General features: G+C 71.5%; 3 protein-coding genes. All 3 read right to left on the reverse strand.

Annotation, left to right across the window (positions count from 1 at the left end; genetic code table 11):
- Positions 1–5,021: non-ribosomal peptide synthetase (locus BLU09_RS16210; RefSeq protein WP_143043142.1), on the reverse strand; the 5,021-nt coding region annotated here is incomplete at its 3' end.
- Complete coding sequence (locus BLU09_RS16215) at positions 5,018–16,360, reverse strand: hybrid non-ribosomal peptide synthetase/type I polyketide synthase (RefSeq protein ID WP_090490457.1); 11,343 nt, start codon at positions 16,358–16,360, stop codon at positions 5,018–5,020. The genes BLU09_RS16210 and BLU09_RS16215, both read right to left, overlap by 4 nt.
- Before the next feature lie 10 nt (positions 16,361–16,370).
- A complete protein-coding gene (locus tag BLU09_RS16220) occupies positions 16,371–21,707 on the reverse strand; it encodes a non-ribosomal peptide synthetase (RefSeq protein ID WP_090490458.1) in 5,337 nt (1,778 codons plus the stop codon).
- Positions 21,708–21,748: the final 41 nt, after the last annotated feature.

The following is a 21,748-nucleotide window of genomic DNA, read 5'->3' on the forward strand; positions in this document are numbered from 1 at the left end:
TCCGTGTCCACGCTCACCACCAGCTCTCCACCCGCAGCCACCTCGTCCGCCAGCTTCTCCTGCGCCACCAGCAGCGCCACCCCCGCCTCCCGCTTCATCCACCCCAGCCGCTCCAGCGGGTAGCTCGCGTCCAGCGGCACGTACACCCCACCCGCCTTCAGAATCCCCAGCGCGCTCACCACCCACTCCAACGAGCGCTCCACGCACAACCCCACTCGTACCTCGGGCCCCACTCCCATTCCCCTCAGGTGGTGCGCCAACTGGTTTGCTCGGCGATTCAACGCCTCGTAACTCACCTGCTGCCCTGCCCACTCCACTGCCACCGCGCCCGGTGTCCTCTCCACCTGCGCTTCAAACAGCTCCGCCAGCGACGCCTCCCTCGGGTACTCCTCTCGTCGCCCGCTCCACTCCTCCACCAAACGGCGACGCTCCTCCTCCGACATCATCGACAGCTCAGACAAGGTCCGACGATCCGAACGACACAGTTCGCGCAGAAGCTGGCGGGCCTGCTCGACCATCCGCTTCGCCGCCGACGCATCAAAGCGCCTGGCGTCGTAGGTCAGGCGCAGCTGCCATTCACGCCCGGGGACGGCCATCATCGTCACCGGATGTGAGTCCACCTCGACGATGTACGGGTCGCGAACCACCAGCTCGTCCGACATCGTGGTGAGGCCCGCATCCCGGGGGTAGTTCTCGAAGACGACCAGGCTCTCGAACAACGCGGGGCCAGGAGGAACCTCACTCCAGCGGCGCACCTCCACCAGGGGCGACGTCTCGTACTGCCTCGCCTCCTGGAGCCAGGCCTGCAGCCCCTTCAGCCAGGAGCCCACGGGGCTCGACGCGGGCAGGCGCACTCGCACGGGGATGGCGTTGATGAACAAGCCCACCATCGCCTCGATGCCGGCAAGCTCCGGGGGCCTGCCGGAGACGGTCAACCCGAACAGGACGTCGTCCTCTCCGGTATAGCGCCAGAGCAACAGCGCCCAGGCCGCTTGCAACAGCGTGCCTCCCGTGACGCCCTGCTGGCGCGAGAAGGCCTCCAGTGCCGCCGTCTCCTCCGCGCTCATCCGGAGCAGCACTTCTCCCAGGAGCGTCACATCACGCGGCGCCCTTCCGAGTTCCAAGCGGGTGGGCTCCGTGAAGCCCGCCAGCGCGGCGCGCCAGAAGTCCCGCGCGGCGCCCAGGTCCTGACGCCCCAGCCACGCGATGTAGTCGCGGTACGGCCGCACGGCGCTTCGTGCCAGCGTCACGCCTCGCCGCAGCGCCTCATACCGGGTGAGGACCTCCCGCAGCACCACCTGTGTGGACCACCCGTCCAGCAACAGGTGCGTCAGGCTGAACACCACGCGCCACACACGCGCTCCCGTGCGAAGCATCGTCAGCCGGAAGCCGGGCGCGCGGGTGAGCACCAGCCCCCTTCGGCGGTCCTCCTCGAAGAACGCGGCCAGTCGGGCCTTCTGGTCGGCCTCGGACAGGTGACGCAAGTCCTCGACGTCGACGGGAGGCAGCACCTCGCGCATCACCGCCTGGAGCGGCGTGTCCAGCCCCTCCCAGAAGAACGCGGTCCGGAGGATGGCGTACTGATCGGCGGCCTGCCGCCACGCTTCCACGAAGGCGCGCTCATCCAGTGGGCCTTCGAGTTCAAAGGAGATCTGATTGAAGTACGGCTGGGTCTCGCTCTCCTGGAGATGGGAGATCAAGATTCCATGCTGGAGCGGTGACAGCGGGTAGAGGTCCTCGACGTCTTCCAGGTGGTAACCGTGCGTGGCCAGCCTCTTGGAGAACGCCTCCAGGCCGTCCGGGGAGAGCCCCGACAACGGAAAGCCGGAAGCGGGCCCGGACGGAGGCTCCTCCGTGAGCTGGGGATCAACGGTGGGAGCATCCCCCGCCACCGCCGCCAGCCCCGCCACGGTCGGGTGGTCGAAGAGCTGCTTCATCCGAAGGTGCAGTCCCGCCTGCTCGGCCCGCGAGACAACCTGGATGGCGATGATGGAGTCGCCCCCCAGCTCGAAGAAGTTCTCGTGGATGTCCACCCGCGGCCGGTCGAGCACCTGCGCCCAGATGGCCGTGAGTGTCTCTTCCTTCGCGTTGCGCGGCCCCTCGAAGACCCGCGCTGCCTCTTCGGGCAGCGCTGGCGGCGGCAGCGCGCGCCAGTCCACCTTGCCATTGGGTGTCAGCGGCAGGGCGTCCAGCACCACCAGCGCGGACGGCACCATGTGCCCAGGGAGCCGCTGCTGGAGGAACGCGCGCAGCGCCGCCGTGTCAGGTGCTGGCTGCGAGGCGGGCGTGGCATACGCCACCAGTCGCTTGTTTCCGGGCACGTCTTCGCGCGCCACCACCACCGCGTCCCGGACCTCGGGATGCGCTCTGAGCACCGTCGCCACTTCCCCAGGCTCCACCCGGAAGCCCCGCACCTTCACCTGGAAGTCGACCCGGCCGATGAACTCCAAACGCCCGTCCGCCAGCCACCGCACCTTGTCTCCCGTGCGGTACATCCTCGCGCCAGGCTCCCCACCGTAAGGGTCCGGCACGTACCGCTCCGCCGTCAGCTCCGGATGCCCCAGGTACCCTCGCGTCACCTGGGCGCCTCCCGCGTACAGCTCCCCCGCCACTCCCACCGGCACGGGACGCAGGCTCCCATCCAGCACGTACACCCGCGTGTTGCCCATCGGCCGCCCCAGCGGCACCGCCGCTGGCGATGTCGGCCGACGCGGCAGCTCCACGCGCCCCGCCAACACGCCCACCGTCGCCTCCGTCGGGCCGTAGTGGTTGTACACCTCGCACCCGGGCGCCAGCGCATGCACCTGCTCCAGCAGGCTCCACGACGCCGCCTCCCCGCCCACCACCAGCCGCTTCCTCGGCAGCACCAGTCTCGGCTCCGCGCCGCTCATCAGCGCCGCGAGGTGCGAGGGCACCAGCTTCACGCAGTCCACCCCATGCCGGGCGAAGTACTCCGCCACGCCCGTCGGACTGCTCGCTCGCTCCTGCGTCAGCACATGCAGCAGCCCTCCGGTGCACAGCGCCGGGAACAGCACCGTGTTCCCCAGGTCCGCCGCCACCGTCGACACCAGCGCGAAGCTGGCGCAGTCGGCCAAACCCAACCTCTCAATGGCCGCTTGCACATAATTCGCCAGCTGCCCGTGTGTGACCGCCACCCCCTTGGGCCGCCCGGTGCTGCCTGACGTGAACAGCACGTACGCCAGCTGCTCCGGGTGCACCGCCACGAGCGGAGGTGCCGCTGAAGGCCACCGCTCCAGCAGCGCGGCCTCTCCATCCACCGCCACCCGGCGCGCGCGCGTCCCTTCAAAGATCGCGGCGTATCGCGCCTGCGTCACCACCACTGGCGCGCCGACTTCTTCCACCAGCATCCGCAGCCGAGACTCTGGCTGCGAGGGGTCCAGCGGCACGTAGGCGCCCCCTGCCTTCAGGATGCCGAGCATCCCCACCACCCACTCCACACCTCGCTCCAGGCACAGCGCCACGGGCACATCCGCCCCTACGCCCTGCACTCTCAACTGGTGCGCGAGCTGATTGGCCCGTGCGTCCAGCGCCCCGTACGTCACCTCCTTCTCCTCGCACCGGACCGCTGGCGCGTCCGCGTTGCGTGCGACCTGCGCCAGGAAGCGCTCCTGCACGCTGGCCCAGGGTGCGAAGCCGGTGCGCGTGTCGTTCCACGCCACGAGCACCTGGTGACGCTCGGGCTCGGAGAGCAGAGACAGCGTCCCCAGAGCGCCGTCCGGCCTTGCCGCCATCGCCTCCAGCACGAAGCGGAGTCGTTCGAGCTGTACATCCGCGAAGGCCGCGGAGAAGCGCGCCCGGTCGTACCGCAAGCACAGCGGAAGCCGGGAGCCGTTCGTCGAGATGAGCGTCAGCGGGAAGTGGTCCGCCTCGACCGCGCGAATATCCCGCACCGCCAAGGCCCTGGCGGAGGACGTGAGCTCGGCATCCAGCGGATAGTTCTCGAAGACGACCAACGTCTCGAAGAGCGAGGTGCCAGCGGGCACGCCGCTCCAGCGCTGGACCTTCACCAGCGGCGCGTGCTCGTGCTGCCGCGCCTCCACCTGCATCTCCTGGATCTGCCGCAGCCAGGGCCCGAACGATGCACCGGGAGGCAGCCGCACTCGCACGGGCTGGGTGTTGATGAACAGCCCGACCATGTCCTCCACGCCCGCGAGTCCCGGGGGACGTCCGGAGACAGTGGTGCCGAAGACAACGTCTTCCGCCCCGCACAGGTGACCGAGCACCAAGGCCCAGGCCCCCTGCACCAGGGTGTGCAACGTGAGCCCCTGCTTCCGCGCGAAGCGGCTCAGCTCCGAGGTGAGCGCCTCCGACAGGAACAGCTCTCGCGAGGCCTTGCCCTTCCCTTCACCGCCACCGGGCTCGACGCGAGGATTCGTGGGCGCGTCGAAGCCTTCGAGCGCCTGCCGCCAGAACGACTCGGACACCGCCAGGTCCTGCTCGCCCAGCCACCCGATGTAGTCCCGATACGGCCGAGGCGCCGCGATGCGAGGCTGCTTCCCCGCACACGAGCCCTCGTACAGGGCGAGGACGTCGCGGATCACCAGCGGCACGGACCAGCCGTCCAGGATCAGGTGGGAGTGGCTGAAGACGAAGCGATGCGCATCATCGCCGACGCGCAGCAGTGCCAGGCGCACCAACGGCGCCCAGGACAGGTCGAAGCCCTCGCGACGGTCCTGTGCCAGCAAGGCTTCCAGCCGCGACTCGCGTGCTTCGGGCGACAGGTCGCGCCAGTCCTCGATGCGGACCGGCAGGTCCACCTCGCGCAGAACGACCTGCATCGGCTCGTCCACGTCATCCCAGACGAACGCCGTGCGCAGCACCGGGTGCGCCGCGACGACCGTGTTCCACGCCTGGGTGAAGAGCGCCACGTCCAGGTGGCCGCGCAGCTCGCAGACGAGCTGGTTGAAGTACAGCCCCCGGCCGGGCTCTGCGATGGCATGGAACAGCATGCCGCCCTGCAACGGCGACAGGGGGTACAGGTCCTCGATGTTGTCGCTCATCGCGTCTTCTTTCCAAACCGTGCGGACAGCTTGTCGAGCTGCGCCTGTTTCACCTTCGCGAGCGGAAAGTCAGAGGGCGAGTGCCCTCCCGCATCCGGCGCGCGCGATGCGTGCACCAGCGCCTGGAGGCGCGCGAGGAAGTCCTCGGCGACACGCGTCACCGTCTCACGGCGGTGCACCGCCTCGCTGAACGTCCAGAGGACCACCAACCGCCCGTCACGCACCATGCCCGTCACATCGAGCAGGTATGGCCGCCGCGCGCTCGGGGCTCGCTGCCGCAGGGCCGCCGCCTCGGGTGCGAGCACGAAGGGAGCCCCCTCGCCCACGACGCCATCGAGCTGGCCCAAGTGGTTGAAGCCCACCTCCGCCAATGGCAAGGCCGCCAGCGCCGCGTCCCTCGCCACGTAGCGGAGCAGCCCCCACCCCATGCCTCGTGACGGCACGGCGCGCAGCCCCTCCTTCACGGCGCGAAGGGCCTCGCCCGGCCCCGTCGTCCCCCGCAGGTCGAGCAGCGCGGGAAACACCCGGGTGAACCAGCCCACCGTGCGAGAGACATCCACGCCCGGAAGCACCTCTTCTCGTCCGTGCCCCTCCACGTCCACCAGCGCGACGGCCCCTCCCGCCCACGCGGTCAGTGCCTGCGCCAGCGCCGTCAGCAGGGGCTCCTGCGGCTGCGTGTGCCACGCCTTTGGGACATCTTGCAGCAGCGTGCGCGTCTGCTCTGGCTCCAGCGTCACCTGCACCGTGCTCGCGGTGGCCTCCGTGTTGAGGCCCCCCGTGAAGTCCACGGGCAGCCGGTGGGCCTCGCGCCAGGGCCGCTCCAGCCACCAGGCCCGCTCCGCCGTCAGCGCCTGCGAGCGTGCCAGCGCCTCCAGGCCACGGGCCCACGCCTGGAACGACGTCGTCTTCGGAGGCAGCACCACGGCGTCCCCCGCCGCGAGCCGCGTGTACGCCGTCGCCAGGTCCTCCAGGAGGATGCGCCATGACACCGCGTCCACCACGAGGTGATGCACCGCCAGCATCAGCCGCGTGGCGTGGCCCGCGCCCCACTCCAGCAACACCGCCTGGACGAGCGGCCCTTCCAGACGCAGCGCGCGTTGCGCCGCCTCCGCGTGCCGCGACAGTGCCGAGGGGCGCTCCACCTCCGGCACGGCCGACAGGTCCACGCGCGCCACCGTGACGCGCGCGCCTGGCTCGCAGATGGCCTGATGCCAGCCGTCCTCCCCGCCCGCGAAGCCCAGCCGGAGCGCGTCATGATGCGCCAGCAGGTGCGCCAATGCGCGCTCCAGCAAGGCGGCGTCCAGGGAGGCTCTCGCCTCCAGCAGCAGGGACATGTTCCAGTGGTGTGGCGCCTCCAATCCCAGGTTGAAGAACCAGTGCTGGATGGGCGTCAGCGCCACCGGCCCCACGACGGGGCCTTGCTCGGCCTGCACCGCAAGGCGCGTTCCAGCGACCGAGGCGAGCCGCGCCACCGTCGGGTTCTGGAAGAGCTGCTTCGGGGACAGCTCGATGCCCTGCGCGCGTGCGCGGGTGACGATCTGCAGTCCCAGGATGGAGTCGCCCCCCAGCTCGAAGAAGTCGTCGTGGATGCCCACGCGTTCGACGCTCAGCACCTCCCGCCAGAGCGACACCAGCGTGGCTTCCACCTCCGAATGAGGCGCGGCCGGCGCCGCCGCGGAGGCCGGGTCCGGCGTTGGCAACGCTCGGCGGTCCACCTTGCCGTGCCGGGTGCGCGGCAGCGCGTCCATCGCGACGAAGGCCGAGGGGACCATGTACGGCGGCAGGCGCGAACGCACCCACTCCTTCAGGGCCTGTGCGTCTGGTTTCTCACCCGGCCCCTCCGTCGCGAGCACCCCGTAGGCGACCAGGCGCTTCGGCCCCTTCCCATCCTCACGCGCGACGACGACGGCCTCCTTCACCGCCGGATGCGCGAGCAGCGCGGCTTCGACCTCACCCGGCTCGATGCGGAAGCCCCGCACCTTCACCTGATGGTCCACGCGGCCGATGAACTCCAGCGTCCCGTCCGCCCGCCAGCGCGCCACATCGCCCGTGCGGTACATGCGCGCGCCCAAGCGGCCGTCGAAGGGGTCCGCCACGAAGCGCTCGGACGTGAGCCCAGGCTGGCCCAGGTAGCCTCGCGCCACGCCCGCGCCGCCCACGTACAGCTCACCCGGTGCGCCCCGCGGCACCAGCCTGCGGTGCGCGTCCAACAGGTACACGCGGGCCCCAGGCACCGCGCGTCCGATGGGCACGCGCCCCTCTTCGTCCACACGCACCCGGTGCACCGTGCTCCAGATGGTGGCTTCCGTGGGGCCGTACTCGTTGAACAGGGACACCGCGGGCAACGCCTCATGATGGGCCCGCGTCAACTCCACGGGACACGGCTCGCCTCCCACGCTCACCGCGCGCAGGCCCCTCAGCCCTCCCACCGGCGCCGCCGCCAATATCTGCCCATAGAGCGAGGGCACGGAGACGAGGTGCGTGACGTGAGAGCGCGCGATCCGCTCGGCGAGCCGGCGCGGGTCCCCATGTTCCTCGGCGTCCGGGTAGCGCAGCGTGCCGCCTCCGAACAAGGACCACAGCAGTCCCGCCAGCGAGGCGTCGAAGGTGAAAGGTGTCAGGGACATCACCACGCCCGGCTCGCCGTACACGTCGGCGCGGGCCTGGGTCGCGGCCACCAGGTGCCGGTGCTCCAGCACCACGCCACGCGGCCGACCGGTGGAGCCGGAGGTGTAGACGACACACGCCGCATCCGTCCCCTCCGGAAGGCCGCGCACGTCCTCGGACGCCTCGGGCAGGGAATCCAGGGGGATGACCGTCAGCCCCTCGCGCGAGGGAACCCGGGCACGGCACGACTCGGAGGCGACCAGCGCCTGGGCCCGTGTGTCCGCGAGGATGCCAGCCAGACGCTCCGCCGGATGGTCCACGTCGAGCACCACCACGGCCGCCCCCGCACGGGTCACGCCCATCAGCCCCGCGACGACCTCCGCCGGCTGCGATACCGCGAGCGCGACGATGTCACCTCGCTTCACGCCTCGCGACACGAGGTGTCGGGCCAGTCGTCCCGACAGCACCTCCACCTCGCGATACGTGAGTGTCCGGACGCCATCCTCCACCGCCACCCGGTCCGGCGTCCGTGACACCTGGGCCAGGAACCGCGAAGGCAACGTGTCCGCTGGGAGGTGCCCTACCGTGGGCGCGGGATTCCACTCCTCGAGCAACCGGTTTCGATCCGCGCGGTCCAGCAGGTCGAGCTGGGACAGCCGGACTTCCGGGCTGCTCGCGGCGACCTCCAGCAAGCGCATGAGCGAGCCTGACAGCCGGGCGATGGTCTCCGCCTCGAAGAGCCCGGTGTTGTACTCGATGCTGCCTCGCAGCCCCTCGGGCGTCTCGGTGACTTCCAGCGCGAGGTCCAGCTTGGTCGCACCCGCATGCACGGGACGGCTGCGGAGCTGGAGCCCGACGAGCGACAACGCCGCGGGGGGCGTGTTGTGCAGAATCACCATCGTCTGGAAGACGGGCGTGTGGCTGAGGTCGCGCGGCGCGTGCAGCACCTCCAGCAGCTTCTCGAAGGGCACCTCCTGGTGCGCGAACGCGTCCAGCGCCGTTCTTCGCACCCGCCCCAGGACCTCCGCGAACGAGGGGTCGCCGGACAGGTCGGCGCGCAGGGCCATGGAGTTGATGAAGCAGCCAATCAGCGGTTCGACTTCGGGCCGGTCGCGGCCCGCCACCGGCGTGCCCACCGCGAAGTCGTCTTGCCCGGTGTACGCATGCAGCAGGACCTGCCACGCGGCCATCAGCACCATGAAGGGGGTGGCGCCCTCCTTCCGCCCCACCGCCACCAAGGCGTCGGTGAGGGACTTCGGAACGGCGAAGGGCAGTTGCTCGCCCTCGTGCGTCTGCAACGGAGGACGCGGACGGTCCACGGGCAGTTGGAGCACGGGGACATCCGCCAGCACGTCGCGCCACCACGCCTGTTCGGCCTTCAGGGCGGAGCCCCGCATCTGCTCCAACTGCCAGAGCGCGTAGTCCGCGTACTGCACCGGCAGGGCGGGCAAGGCGGCAGGCTGGCCCGTCAGCTCGGCCTCGTACAGCCGAGCCAACTCGTGCACCATCACGCCCGCGGACCAGCCGTCCGAGATGATGTGGTGCAGCGTGATGAGCAGGACGTGCTCGGTGCTTCCCAACCGCAGCAAGGTCGCGCGGAGCAGCGGCCCCCGCTCCAGGTCGAAGGGACGGCGCGCCTCTTCACGTGTCCAGCGGGCGACGTCCGCTGCACTGGCGCCCTCCGCCGCCTCCAGGGAGATGGAGAGCTCCAGCGACGGCGCGAGGGTCTGCACCGCCTCGATGCCCTCCATGGAAAACGTGGTCCGCAGGGCCTCATGCCGGCGCACCACCGCGTTCAACGCTCGCTCCAGCGCCGCGGCATCCAGAGCGCCGCTCACGGTGAACGCGACGGCGTTGTTGTAGGCGGCGTTGCCCGGCTCCAGCCGGTCCAGATACCAGAGCCGCTGCTGCGCGAACGACAGCGGCAGCGGACGTCCCCGAGGGACCCGGGTGATGGGCGCGGGCGCCTCGGGCTTCTTCGCCACGCCTTCCCGAGCCTCCATCGCCTTCGGGGGTGTCGGCCTGCCCTCCGGGACAGGCAGCGCGGGCAACAGCTCCAGCGAGCCATCCCGCTTGCGCCGCGCACGCCGGCCCGTGGCCATCCGCCTCGCGGCATCCGTGCTTCCAGCGAGGATGCGCACGGACGTGGGGTCCGGCGCGTTCCAGAGCCCGCGAGGCACGCCCGCGCCCTTCACCACCAGCTCACCGATGACGCCCACCGGCACGGGCTGACCGCGCCCATCCACGACATCCCAGCGCGAGGCATCTCCCGGCACGGCGGCGAGCCCCCAGGCCCCCAGGCCCAGGTCCGGCTGCCGGTGCGCGACACGCCAGGGCATGGCGTGCGCCAGGGATGCCGCCGCTTCTTCGGACGCGCCTTCGATCCAGACGTGGCGGATGGGCCGGAGCGCCTCCGTCGCGTCGGGGAGCGCCAGCATCGAGCGCGCCAGCGCCGCGGTGCAGTGCAGGTGCGTAATGCCCGTCTCGCGCACGAGCGCCAGCAGGGCCTCCGCCGCCCCCGGGCCTTCCCGCAGCGACGGCATCGGGACCGCGAGTCCGGGCTCCAGGGCATGACGACCGCGCAAGGCGTCGAGGTGCCGCAACCCCTCCAGGGTCGCCTCTACCTCCACCCCGAAGTCCACCAGGCAGGCGATTTCATCCACGTCGAGCCGCTGGACACGCTCCACCATGGGCCCACAGGAGTCCGGCGTACCGAAGAGGCCGCCACTCTCCACGTACCGCTCCACGCCATGCGCCAGCAGCGCATCCATGTCCGCGGGCGTCAGCGAATGGGGGTCCATGCCGAGCCCCATGCCGGCCATGAAGCCCGCGGCGATGTCCACGGAGCTGCGGAAGTAGTCGAGCAGCGGCTGTCGTGCCCGACGCCGGACCTCGGCCGGGTCGTCACCGAGATACGCATGCAGCATCAAGCTCACGTGTCCCCGTCCCGCATGGCCATGTTGCCGCCAGGCGTCGCGGTACAGCGCCACCTTCCCCTCCAGGTCCTCCAGGTGCTGGCCCATCAGGTTGGTGAGCACGTAGGCCCCCAGCTCGCCCGCCAGCCGGAAGGTCTCCGGGTTTCCGGCAGCGGTGAGCCAGATGGGCAGCGTCTGCTGCACCGGGCGTGGCCGCAGTGAGAGCGACACTTCCGCGCCCGCGCCGTTGCGCCGGCGCACCGTCCCGCCTCGCCACAGGGTGCGCACCTCCTCGATGCCTCGGTGCATGACCTCCTTCCGGCGCGCGTACCGGTCCGGCGCGAACACGAAGTCATTCGCGTGCCAGCCCGAAGCGAAGGACACGCCCACGCGGCCATCGGACAGGTTGTCCAGCACGGCCCACTCCTCCGCGACGAGGATGGGGTCGTGCAACGGCAGCACCACGCTTCCCGCGCGGATGCCCAGGCGCTGCGTCACCGTGGCCACCCCCGCGCCCACCACCGCCGGCCTCGGGTACAGGCCGCCGAACGCATGGAAATGCCGCTCCGGCGTCCACACCGCGGAGAAGCCATTCGCATCCGCGAACTTCGCGGCGTCCAGCAGCAGGCGGTATTTACGACCGCCCAGCGAGTCCTCGTCGTTGGCGAAGAACGACAGGCTGAAGTCCAGGCGCCGTCGAGCAGGCTCCGCGCCGGCCCCCACCTGCGTGAAGCGCGCGCGCTCCGCTGGCAACACCACCCGCAGCCCGCGAGTCAGGGCCCAGAGGACCTCCAGCCCGGCGCCGGCAGCCTGCGGCTCCTCCGCCGCGAGCCAGACACCTTCCGCCGTGGTCACATCCGCGTCCAGGCGGCCGAACAGCCCCGCCACGGTGCGGTGTGTGTGGATGGCCCAGAGCTGCTCGCCCCGAGGCCCTGTCCACGGCTCGAGGCAGACCCGCTCCGAGTCAGAAGCCCGCAGCGGCGCCACTGGGGTGCCTCGGGCTGAATCTCCTGCGTGCGCGAGCACCGTCTCCACATGGAGGACGCGCGCGGCATCCAGGGATACGCCCGTGCGGACCTTCGCGTGGGTCAACAGCAGCGGAGGCGGCGCGCCTGGAGGCGCGAGGTCCGGCAGCTCCATCAACCGAGGCACGGAAAGCAGGACGTAGGTCGCGCCCGTCTCCTGGACCGCCCACTGCGCGACCACGCGCTCCACCGACGGCTCCAGGCACACTGCCACCAGCGCCTCGGGCCCTGCGCCGCGGTCCGACAGCACGGCGGCCAGACGCCCCACGGCCCCTTGCAACTCGCCCCACGTCACGCCCCGCCCGTCCGGCGCCGTCATCGCTACCTGGGACGCGTCCGTCATGGCGCGAGCCCGAAGCAGCGCCGCGATTGGCGTCACCGCCGATGCGGATGCCTCGGGCTCCGAGGCCAGCGCCTGACTGGCCCGTGCGTGCTCCAGCGGCAGCGCGGAGAGGGCCAGGCCGGGCTCCGCCACCGCCGCTTCGAGCAGCGCGGTCCAATGCGCCACCATCCGCTCCACGGTGTCCCGCTCGAAGCGCTCCTCCGCGTAATCGACGGTACCGGAGAAGCCGTGCTCGTGATCCCCCAGGCCCACGGACAGGTCCGACAGGACGGTGCCGAACTCGGGTGGACCGTTCTCGAGCTCCGCCAGGCTCATGCGCAGACCCGGCAGCTCCAGGTTCAGATTGAACCGGCTGTGCAGCACGAACATCGAGTCGAAGACCCGGCCGCGGCCGGTGTCCTTCGCGGGCTCGACTTCCCGCACCAGCGACTCATATGGCACGTCGGGGTGCGCGTAGGCCTCCATCATCACCTCGCGCACGCGCGCCACCAGCTCCTTGAAGGGTGGGTCCCCGGACAGGTCCGTCCGCAACGGGACGGAGTGCGCCACGTAGCCGATCAACGGCTCCAGCTCCGGCCGGCTCCGGTTGCCAATGGGCGTCCCCACCACGACGTCATCCCGGCCCGTCCAGCGCGACAGCAGCGCCTTCCAGGAGGCCAACAGCACCATGAACGGCGTGACACCCTCTCGCTGCGCGAACGCCTGGACCGAGGCCGAAAGCGCGCGCGAGAAGCCCACGCGCAAGCACTGGCCACGAAGCGCGGGCCCCTCCCCCTTCGGTCGGTCCACCGGCAGCTCGAGCGGACGCGGGAACGCCGCCAGACGGCCTCGCCAGGCCGCGACCTGGGAAGCAAACGCGCCGTTCTTCAGCGCCTGCTGCTGCCAGGCCGCGTAGTCCACGTACTGCACGGGCAAGGTGGACAGCGCCACCGGCCGCCCTTGCATGAAGGCGGTGTAGTGGTCGCCCAGCTCCTTCGCGAGCACCACCAGCGACCAGGTGTCACACACCACGTGGTGCACGGTGACCGCCAGCAGATGCTCCTCCGGCGCCAGCCGCCAGAGCCGGGCTCGGACGACTGGCCCGTGCTCCAGGTCGAACGGCCGGGCCACCTCGTCGTGCACGCGCGGCTGCCACGCCGCGGGGTCCAGCGGTTCGGCGGAGAGCGGCAACTTCAGCTCCGGGGCGATGCGGACGCTCGGAGCGCCTTCTCCACGCGGATAGGACGTGCGCAGCGCCTCGTGACGCTGTGCCACCGCCTCCAGTCCCCGCTCCAGCAGCGCCACGTCCAGCGCGCCATGCAGCCGCAACACCACATACATGTTCAGGGCCGGGTTGCCGGGGAGGGCCTGCTCCAGCGCGCAGATGCGCTCCTGCACCACGGACAGCGGCAACGCTCCGCCACGCGAGATGCTGACCAGTGGCGGCAGGACCGGGTCCGTGGGCGCCGTCCCGGGCGTGCCCAGCCGCGCCTGGATGCGGGCCGAAATGCCCGCCACCGTGGGCGCATCGAAGACATCGCTCAAGGGGAGTGAGACAGGGAATGCCTCCCGCAGGCGGGTCAACAACTGCGCCGCCATCAGCGAGTTGCCACCCAGCTCCAGGAAGTCGTCGTGGATGCCGAAGTCGGTCCGGCCCAGCCGCTCGCGCCAGATGGCCAACACCTTGCGCTCCACATCCGTGTGGGCCCCGGCCTGTTCCGCTGGCGCCTCCAGGTGGGGCGCGCTTCCGGCTTCCGCGGGGCGCTCCGCCACCACCGTGGGCGCCTCCGCCCGGGCCACCACCGAGGTGGGCAGCGGGGTCCGGAAGGTCTGTCGCTGGAAGGGATAGGTGGGCAGCGCCACCTTCTGGCGTGACTCGTGCGCGTAGACGCGCTGCCAGTCAATGGCGAGCCCCTGCGCCCAGACCGTTCCGAGCGCCTCCATCAACGCGGCGTGTGCATCCAGGGCCGAGCCCGCCCGGGGCAGCGAGGCCACGGCGCGTCCTCGGTGCCCTCGCAGCCCCAGCCTCGCCAGGGCGGTCAGCGCCTGGTCCGGTCCGACTTCGAGGAAGACGTCGCACCCGTCCGCCTTCAGCGTCTCCAGCCCGTCCCCGAAGCGCACCGGTGCCCGCATCTGGCGCAGCCAGTAATCCGGGTCCGTCGCCTCCTCCGGGCGAATCCACGTCCCGGTGACACTGGAGATGTACGGACGCTGGGGCGCGGACAGGCGCAGGCCCGCGACCACGCGCCGCAGCTCCTCCATCACCGGCTCCACCGCCGCCGAGTGGAACGCATGCCGCGCGGGCAGCCGCAGCACGCCCACGCCCCGCGCGCTCAGCTCGCGCTCCAACGCCTCCACGTCCCCCGAGGGCCCGGACACCACGCACCGGTCCGGCCCATTCACGGCGGCCAGCGACAATGCCCCCGTCAGCAGCGGACGCACCTCCTCTTCCGCGCAAGCCACCGCCGTCATGCTTCCGGGCGGCATCCGCGCCATCAGACGGCCTCGCGCCGACACCAGCGCCAGCGCATCCTCCAGCGGCAGCACCTCCGCGAGGCAGGCCGCCACGTATTCGCCAAAGCTGTGCCCCAGCAGCGCGCGCGGGCGCACACCCCAGGCTTCCCATTGACGCGCCAGCGCGTACTCCACGGCGAACAAGGCGGGCAACGCGATGCCCGGGTCGGCCAACGTCTGCTCCGCGGCAACCTCGGCTCCAGGCGAGGGAAACAGCACGTCACGCACCGCCGCCCCCAACCGGGCCCCCAGCCCCTCCAGGCAGGCCTCCAGGGCCTCACGGTAGACGGGCTCCGCTGCGTGAAGCGCGCGTCCCATGCCCACCGTCTGCGCGCCCTGGCCCGGGAACAGGAAGGCCACGCCCTGCTCGCGCGCCGCCACGACGTTCTCCACGACCTGGGGCTTCCCGGGGCCGCGCAGCTTCGCCAGCAGCTCCGCGCGGTCCTTCGCCACGAAGGCCCGCCGGTGCTCGAAGGCACGGCGGCCCACGTTGCGTGTGAAGGCCACATCCTCCAGCGCCACGTCGGTCGGCGCGGCCTCCAGCCAGGCGGCCAGGTCCCGCACCGCGGCGGCCAGGGCCTCCGCGGAGCGGCCCGACAGCGTCACCACCTGGGTGGGCCGGACACTCGGTGGGGCAGGCTCCGGAAGCGGCGCCTCCTCCAGCACCGCGTGCGCGTTCGTCCCTCCAATTCCGAACGAGCTGACGCCCGCGCGGCGAGGCACCGGGCCCCGGGGCCAGGGCCGCAGGCGGTCGACGACGAAGAACGGGCTGTTCGCGAAGTCGATGGCGGGATTCGGCCGCTCGAAATGGAGCGTGGGTGGCAGCTCCTCATGCGCCAGGGCCAGCGTGGCCTTGATGAGTCCCGCCAGACCGGCGGCCGTGTCCAGGTGGCCGACGTTCGGCTTCACCGACCCCAGCGCGCAGTACCCCTTCCGGTCCGTGTGCCGACGGTACGCCCGCGTGAGCGCCGCGACCTCGATGGGGTCTCCCAACGGAGTGCCCGTGCCGTGCGCCTCCACGTAGCCGATGTCGCCCGCGTCCAGGCCCGCGAAGGCCAGCGCCTCGCCGATGACGTCCGCCTGCCCCTCCACGCTGGGCGCCGTGTAGCCGACCTTGAGGCCGCCGTCGTTGTTGATGGAGGAGCCGCGGATGACCGCGTACACGCGATCACCGTCCCTGCGCGCGTCCTCCAACGGCTTGAGCACCACCACCGCCACGCCGTTGCCCGGCACTGTTCCCGCCGCGCGCGCGTCGAACGCGCGGCAGTGCCCGTCCGGCGACAGGATCATCCCCTCCTGGAACAGGTAGCCCGAGCGCTGCGGCATCGCCAGGCGCACCGCGCCCGCCAACGCCACGTCCGACTGGCGCATCAGCAGGCTCTGGCAGGCCATGTGGACGGCCACCAGCCCCGTGGAGCAGGCGGTGTAGAGCGACAGGCTTTCGCCCCGCAGGCCCAGCTTGAAGGACGCCCGCGTCGCCAGGTTCTCCGCGGAGGTGCTCATCAGCTCGTAGAACGAGGCCGGGTCCAGATTCCCCTGCCCCAACATCGCCAGGCTGTGCAGGGATGCGCTCGCGCCCGCGTAGAGCGAGATTTTTCCCGCGAAGCGCTCCGGGTCGAGCGCCGCGTCCTCCAGCGCCGTCCAGGCACACTCCAGGAACACGCGCTGCTGCGGATCCATCCACTCCGCCTCGCGCGGGGCCATGCCGAAGAAGGCCGCGTCGAAGCGGTCGCCGCCTTCCAGCTCCGCCGCCACCGGCACGAAGTCCGGATGATGGCGCACCGCCTCGGGCATCAGCGGAGAAGGCTCCAGCGCCTCGACGGGCACGCGGGAAATGGACTCCACGCCTTCGCGGAGGTTGCGCCAGAAGGCCCGTGCGTCCGCGCTCCCGGGGAAGCGGCTGGCGATGCCGATGATGGCGATGTCGCTACCCGCGCTGCCGTTGTTCTCGCTCATGGTGTCGTGCTCAGTCCTGGCCCCGGGGGTTCCTTCCGCGCCGCTGGAGCGCCTGCCGGCGGGCCTCCGCGCGCGACTGGTGCTTCACGTCAGAGGTGGGCTCGGGGCGTGCCTCGGCCTGCAGCCTGCGGGCGAGTTCGTGGATGGTGGGGTGTTCGAAGAAGTGGGTGATGGGGACGTCCTGGCCCAGCGCCTCGCCCAGCCGCGAGCACGCGCGCACCACGGACAGCGAGCTGCCGCCCAGGTCGTCGAAGAAGTGGGCATGCACGTCCACGGCGGGCAGCCCCAGGGCCTCCGCCCAGGCGCGCGCCACGGTCTCTTCCAGCGGCGTGCGAGGCTTGCCCGCTGGTGACACGACGAGCGACGGCCGCGGCAGCGCGCGCACGTCCACCTTGCCCGTGGCCAGCAGCGGGAGCGCCTCCACCGGGACGATGTCGACCGGAATCATGTGTTCGGGGAGTTGCTCGCGCAGCCGCGCCCGGAGCTCTCCCGGCGGAAGGATGTCTCCGGGCGGTGGCACGACGTACGCGACCAGCCGCGGCTCGCCGTCCACGGAAGGACGCCACGCGGTGACGTGGGCCTGGCGCATGCCGGTGAGCTCGCGCAGCGCCGTCTCCACCTCACCCGGCTCGATGCGGAAGCCACGGATCTTCAGCTGCGCGTCCGCGCGCCCCTCGAAGTCCAGCCTTCCATCCGCGCGGCGGCGGGCCATGTCCCCCGTGCGGTAGAGCCGGGCCCCGGGCTCGCCGCCGTGGGGGTCGGGGATGAAGCGCTCGGCCGTGAGGTCCGGCCGGTCCAGATAGCCACGGGCCACCGACGGCCCGCCGACGTACAGCTCGCCCGCGACACCCACTGGAACCGGCTGGAGCGCGTCGTCGAGCACATAGGTGTCCACGTGGGGCATGGAACGCCCGATGTTGGGCGGCCCCACTTCATCCGGAGCGATGACGCCCCAGGTCGCGCCCACCGTCACCTCGGTCGGCCCATAGCCGTTGTAGAAAGCGCGGCCCTCGGCGAAACGGGCCACGAGGCTCGCCGGACACGCCTCCGCGGCCACCATGAACATCGACAGGTCCGGCAGCGGCCCCTCCGGAAGGAGCGCGGCGACAGGGGGAGGCAACGTCGCCGAGGTGATGCGCTGCTCGCGCAACATCCGGTACAACGCGTCACCTGCTGGGGGACCACCGGGCGACAGGTGCAGCGCGCCTCCCGAGGCCAGCGCCAGGAAGTAGTCCCACGCCGACATGTCGAACGCGGGCGAGGCGAACTGCAACACCCGCGCGCCGGGCCCGACAGGCAGGTCCGACACCATTGACTCGCACAGGTGCGCGGCGCCGCGGTACGGCACCACCACGCCCTTGGGCTTGCCCGTGCTCCCGGACGTATAGGTGATGTAGGCCGCGCAGTCCGGAGGTGGCTCGCCGGTTTCCCACAGGGACGTGTCCGGCAGGTCGTCGCCTTCGCCGTGCGCCTCCCATGACAGCAGCGTCACCCCTTCGGGCAACGCCAGGCGCTGCGCGTAGCGCTCCTGGGCCAGCAGCACGCGCGCGCCGCAGTCCGCCAGCGTCCACGCCACGCGGGCGGGGGGATACGAGGGCTCCTGCGGCACCACCGTGCCCCCGGCCTTCAAGATCGCGAGGAAGGCGACGACCTGCTCGGGGCTGCCGCGCTCCAGCAGCGTGCCGACACGGACCTCCGGCCCGACACCGTGGCGCCGCAGGCGCGCGGCGAGCCGGGCCACCCATGCCGCCACCTCACGATAGGACCAGCTCGACGCGCCCGCGACGAGCGCAGGCGCCTGCGGCGTCTTCGCGGCCCAGTCTTCGATTCGGTGAACGATGCCGGGCACGGGCGCGCCCCGCGTGTCCTGTGTCCTCCGCCCCAGCGCCAGCAGGGTACGGCGCTCGTCGGGAGCCAACAGGGGCAGGTCCCCCAGCGGCACCTCCGGCTGCGCCACGGCGGCATCCAGCAGCGCCCCCAGGTGGCGCGCCATCCGTTCGGCGGTCGTGGCGTCGAAGAGGTCGGCGCAGTACTCCAGCCTCCCCACGAAGGCCCCTTCCAGCTCCGCCATCATCAGCGCGACATCGAAGGCGGCGCCCGGATGGTTCAGTGGGACGGACTCGACCGTCAGGTCCTCGCCCAGCCGGGCGCGCGCGCCCGAAGCCCCGACGGCGAACGCGCCCAGGAGCTCGTTCTCGGGACGGGGGGACTGCAGGGAGAACATCGTCTGGAAGATGGGCGCGCGCGACGGGTCACGCCGCGGCTGAAGCTGCTCGACGAGCCGCGTGAAGGGCAGCTCCTGATGCTCCAGCGCCTCCAGCACGGTGGTCCGAACCCGCGCCACCAGGCCAGAGAAGGACAGCGTGCGCTGTACCCGGGCGCGCAGGGCCACGGGGTTGACGAAGTAGCCCACCTGTCGCGACAGGTCCGCTCGCGGGCGGCCCGTGGTCGGCGTACCGACGATGAGGTCCTCCTGCCCCGAGTAGCGCCGCAGGAACGCCAGGTAGCCGGCCAGCAGCACCATGAACGGCGTGGCGCCGTGCGTCCGCGCCAGGGCCTTGAGCCGCGTGGACGTCTCGCGCGGCAGACGGAAGGTCACCTGCGCCCCTCTGAACGACTGGAGCCTGGGTCGCGGGAATGACGTGGGCAGCTCCAACACGGGCAGCTCGCCCCCCAGGCGCTCACGCCACCAGGCCAGGAGCGCTTCGCCCTGCGCTCCCGTGGACCGCCGCGCCAACGACAGGAGGATGGGCGCCACGGGTGGCGGCGGTGGCCACAGGCCGGACGGCGAGCCTCGGACCTCCGCCGTGTAGAGCGCGCCCAGCTCCCCCGCGATGACCTCCAATGACCAGAAGTCCGTGACCAGGTGGTGCATGGCGAGCAACAACACGTCGCCCCGTGGCGCACCGGTGTAGAGCCGGGCGCGCACCAGTGGGCCCCGCTCCAGGTCGAAGGACTCCCGCGCATCCGCATCGAGCCGCTCACGCAGCGCTTCATCCGTCCAAGTGGACGTCTCCACTCGCGCCAGCTCGGGCGGCGCGACGCAGGTTCTCCTCGCTGGCGCCCCCTGCACCTCGGGGAACGCGGACGACAACGCGGGGTGACGGGCAACGAGCGCGGAGAACGCGCGCGCAAGCGCTCCGGCGTCCACTGGCGTGACGAAGCGCACCGCTTGGGACACGTGGTAGGCCTTGCTGCCCGGCGCCATGCGCTGGAGGAACCACAATGCCTGCTGGCCATCGGAAACGAAGGCCGCGGGGTCGCCGGGCATGACAGCCGGAGCCTCGGGCCGCGCCTCGGCGCCCTCGGTCCGGGCCCGCTCGACCCACCGCGCCAGCTCGCGGAGGCTCTGCCCCTGGAGCACCGCCGTGATGGGTGGCAACACGCCCCATGCCTCGTCCACGGCGTGCAACACCTCCAGCGCTCTCAGCGAGTCGAGCCCTTGGTGCGTCAGGGGCACATCCACGCTCAGCGCCGGCCCATTCGCGCCAAGCAGTGACGCCAGCCGGGACCGGAGCACCGCGAGCACGTCCGCCGCTTCGGGTGCCGCGTCAGGCCTGATGTCCAAGGACGCTGCCGCGGCGTCCTCCTTCCATCCGTGCACCTCATCCAGCGTCCCCGCCAGGAAAGCCTCACGGGTGGCGCGCCGCTGCACCTTGCCGCTCGACGTCTTCGGCAATGACCCGGCGGTGATGAGCACCACGGCATGGACGGCCAGGCCATGCGCTTCGCCCAGCGCCGCGCGGATGCTCGCGACGACCTCGGCCGCCGCTTCCGGCGTGACGACCTTCGCGGCGACCTCCTGCACGATGACCAGCCGCTCTTCGTCGCCAGCGTCCACCGCGAACGCGGCACCGCACCCGGGACGCACGCCGGGATGGCAGCGATCCGCGGAGTGCTCCAGGTCCTGCGGGTAGTAGTTGAGGCCGCGCAACACCAGCACGTCCTTCAAGCGGCCGGTGATGAAGACCTCGCCGCCGTCGATGACGGCCAGGTCTCCGGTACGCAGGTACGGGCCCTCTCCCGAGCCCGCCAGCCGGCCATGGAACGTGCGCTCCGTTTCGTCGGGGCGCTGCCAGTACCCATCCGCCACGCTCGGACCGCGCACCCAGAGCTCACCCACGCGGCCCGGCGCACAGGGACGGCCGGTTTCCGGGTCCACCACCCGCACGTCCTGGCCGCCCAGCGCCTGCCCGCATCCCACCAGCGCCGTCGCTGGAGCGTCCACCTCGGGTGCCCGCGCCTCGCCGCGCAGCAGGCCATCACGAGCGAAACGACGCACCACCGGTACCGCCGTGCGCGTCCCTCCCGAGACGATCAGCGTTCCCTCCGCCAACCCGTAGCAGGGATAGAAGGCCTCGCGCCGGAAGCCCGCCGGGGCGAACGCCTCCGCGAACCGATCCAACGTGTCCGCGCGTACGGGCTCCGCGCCGCTGAACGCCACCTCCAGCCGGCTCAGGTCCAGCGCCGCGCGCTGTTCGGGCGTCGTCTTGCGCACGCACAAGTCGAACGCGAAGTTGGGCGCGCCGCAGACCGTCGCACCGAAACGCGACATCGCCTCCAGCCACCGCAGCGGGCGCTGGAGGAAGGACATGGGAGGCAGCAGCACCGACGGGATGTCGCGGTACAGCGCCTGGATGAGGCCTCCAATCAGGCCCATGTCGTGATACGGCGGTAACCAGAAAGCGGCCACCGGGTTGGGGCGGGTGTCGAAGCCCCGGGCAATCAACCACGAGTTGTGCAGCAGATGACGGTGCCGCAGCACCACGCCTCGTGGCGTCCCCGTCGAGCCCGACGTGTATTGCAGAAACGCCACCGAGTCGCCCCGCAGGACGGGCGCGCGCCAGGCCGCTGCTTCGTGCGGGGACACGGAGTCCGTGGCCAACCAGCGCTGCGCCCGCAAGTCAGGCGCCCCTTGCGTGAGCGGCTCCACCATGTCCGCGATGCCGGAAGTCGTCAGCGCCACCCGCGCGCCACAGTCCGCCACCAGCGCCTGGAGCCTGGGCAAGGTGCGGCCCAGCCGCATCGGGTCCGGTGGATAGGCGGGCACCGCCACCACGCCCGCATAGAGACACGCCAGGAAGCCCAACGTGTAGTCGCGGCCCGGCGGGTACAACAGCAACGCGCGCTCACCGGGCGCCAGGTGTCGTTGTAGCAGCGCCGCCACCGCGCGAGCGCTCGCGTCCAGCTCCGCGTAGGAGAGGACCTGCTCCCCCGCATCGTCGAGAAACGTATAAATCCAGTCGTCTGGCTGCGCGGCGGCGCGAGCCCGACACATATCCACGAGGGTGACATCCTCTGGGCAGACGAATTCGGAGGCGGGGTCGGCGCGGGTCGGAAGGTGCATGTCGAGAGTCCCGAAGCACTGCCTGGAGGCACCACCCGGAA

The organism is Myxococcus virescens (assembly GCF_900101905.1).
In the GTDB taxonomy this organism is placed as follows: domain Bacteria; phylum Myxococcota; class Myxococcia; order Myxococcales; family Myxococcaceae; genus Myxococcus; species Myxococcus virescens.

Bases quoted from the DNA above. Each gene is read 5' to 3' on its own strand.
- BLU09_RS16220 (WP_090490458.1), bottom strand. From the start codon at position 21,707: ATGCACCTTCCGACCCGCGCCGACCCCGCCTCCGAATTCGTCTGCCCA.
- BLU09_RS16215 (WP_090490457.1), bottom strand. From the start codon at position 16,360: ATGAGCGAGAACAACGGCAGCGCGGGTAGCGACATCGCCATCATCGGC.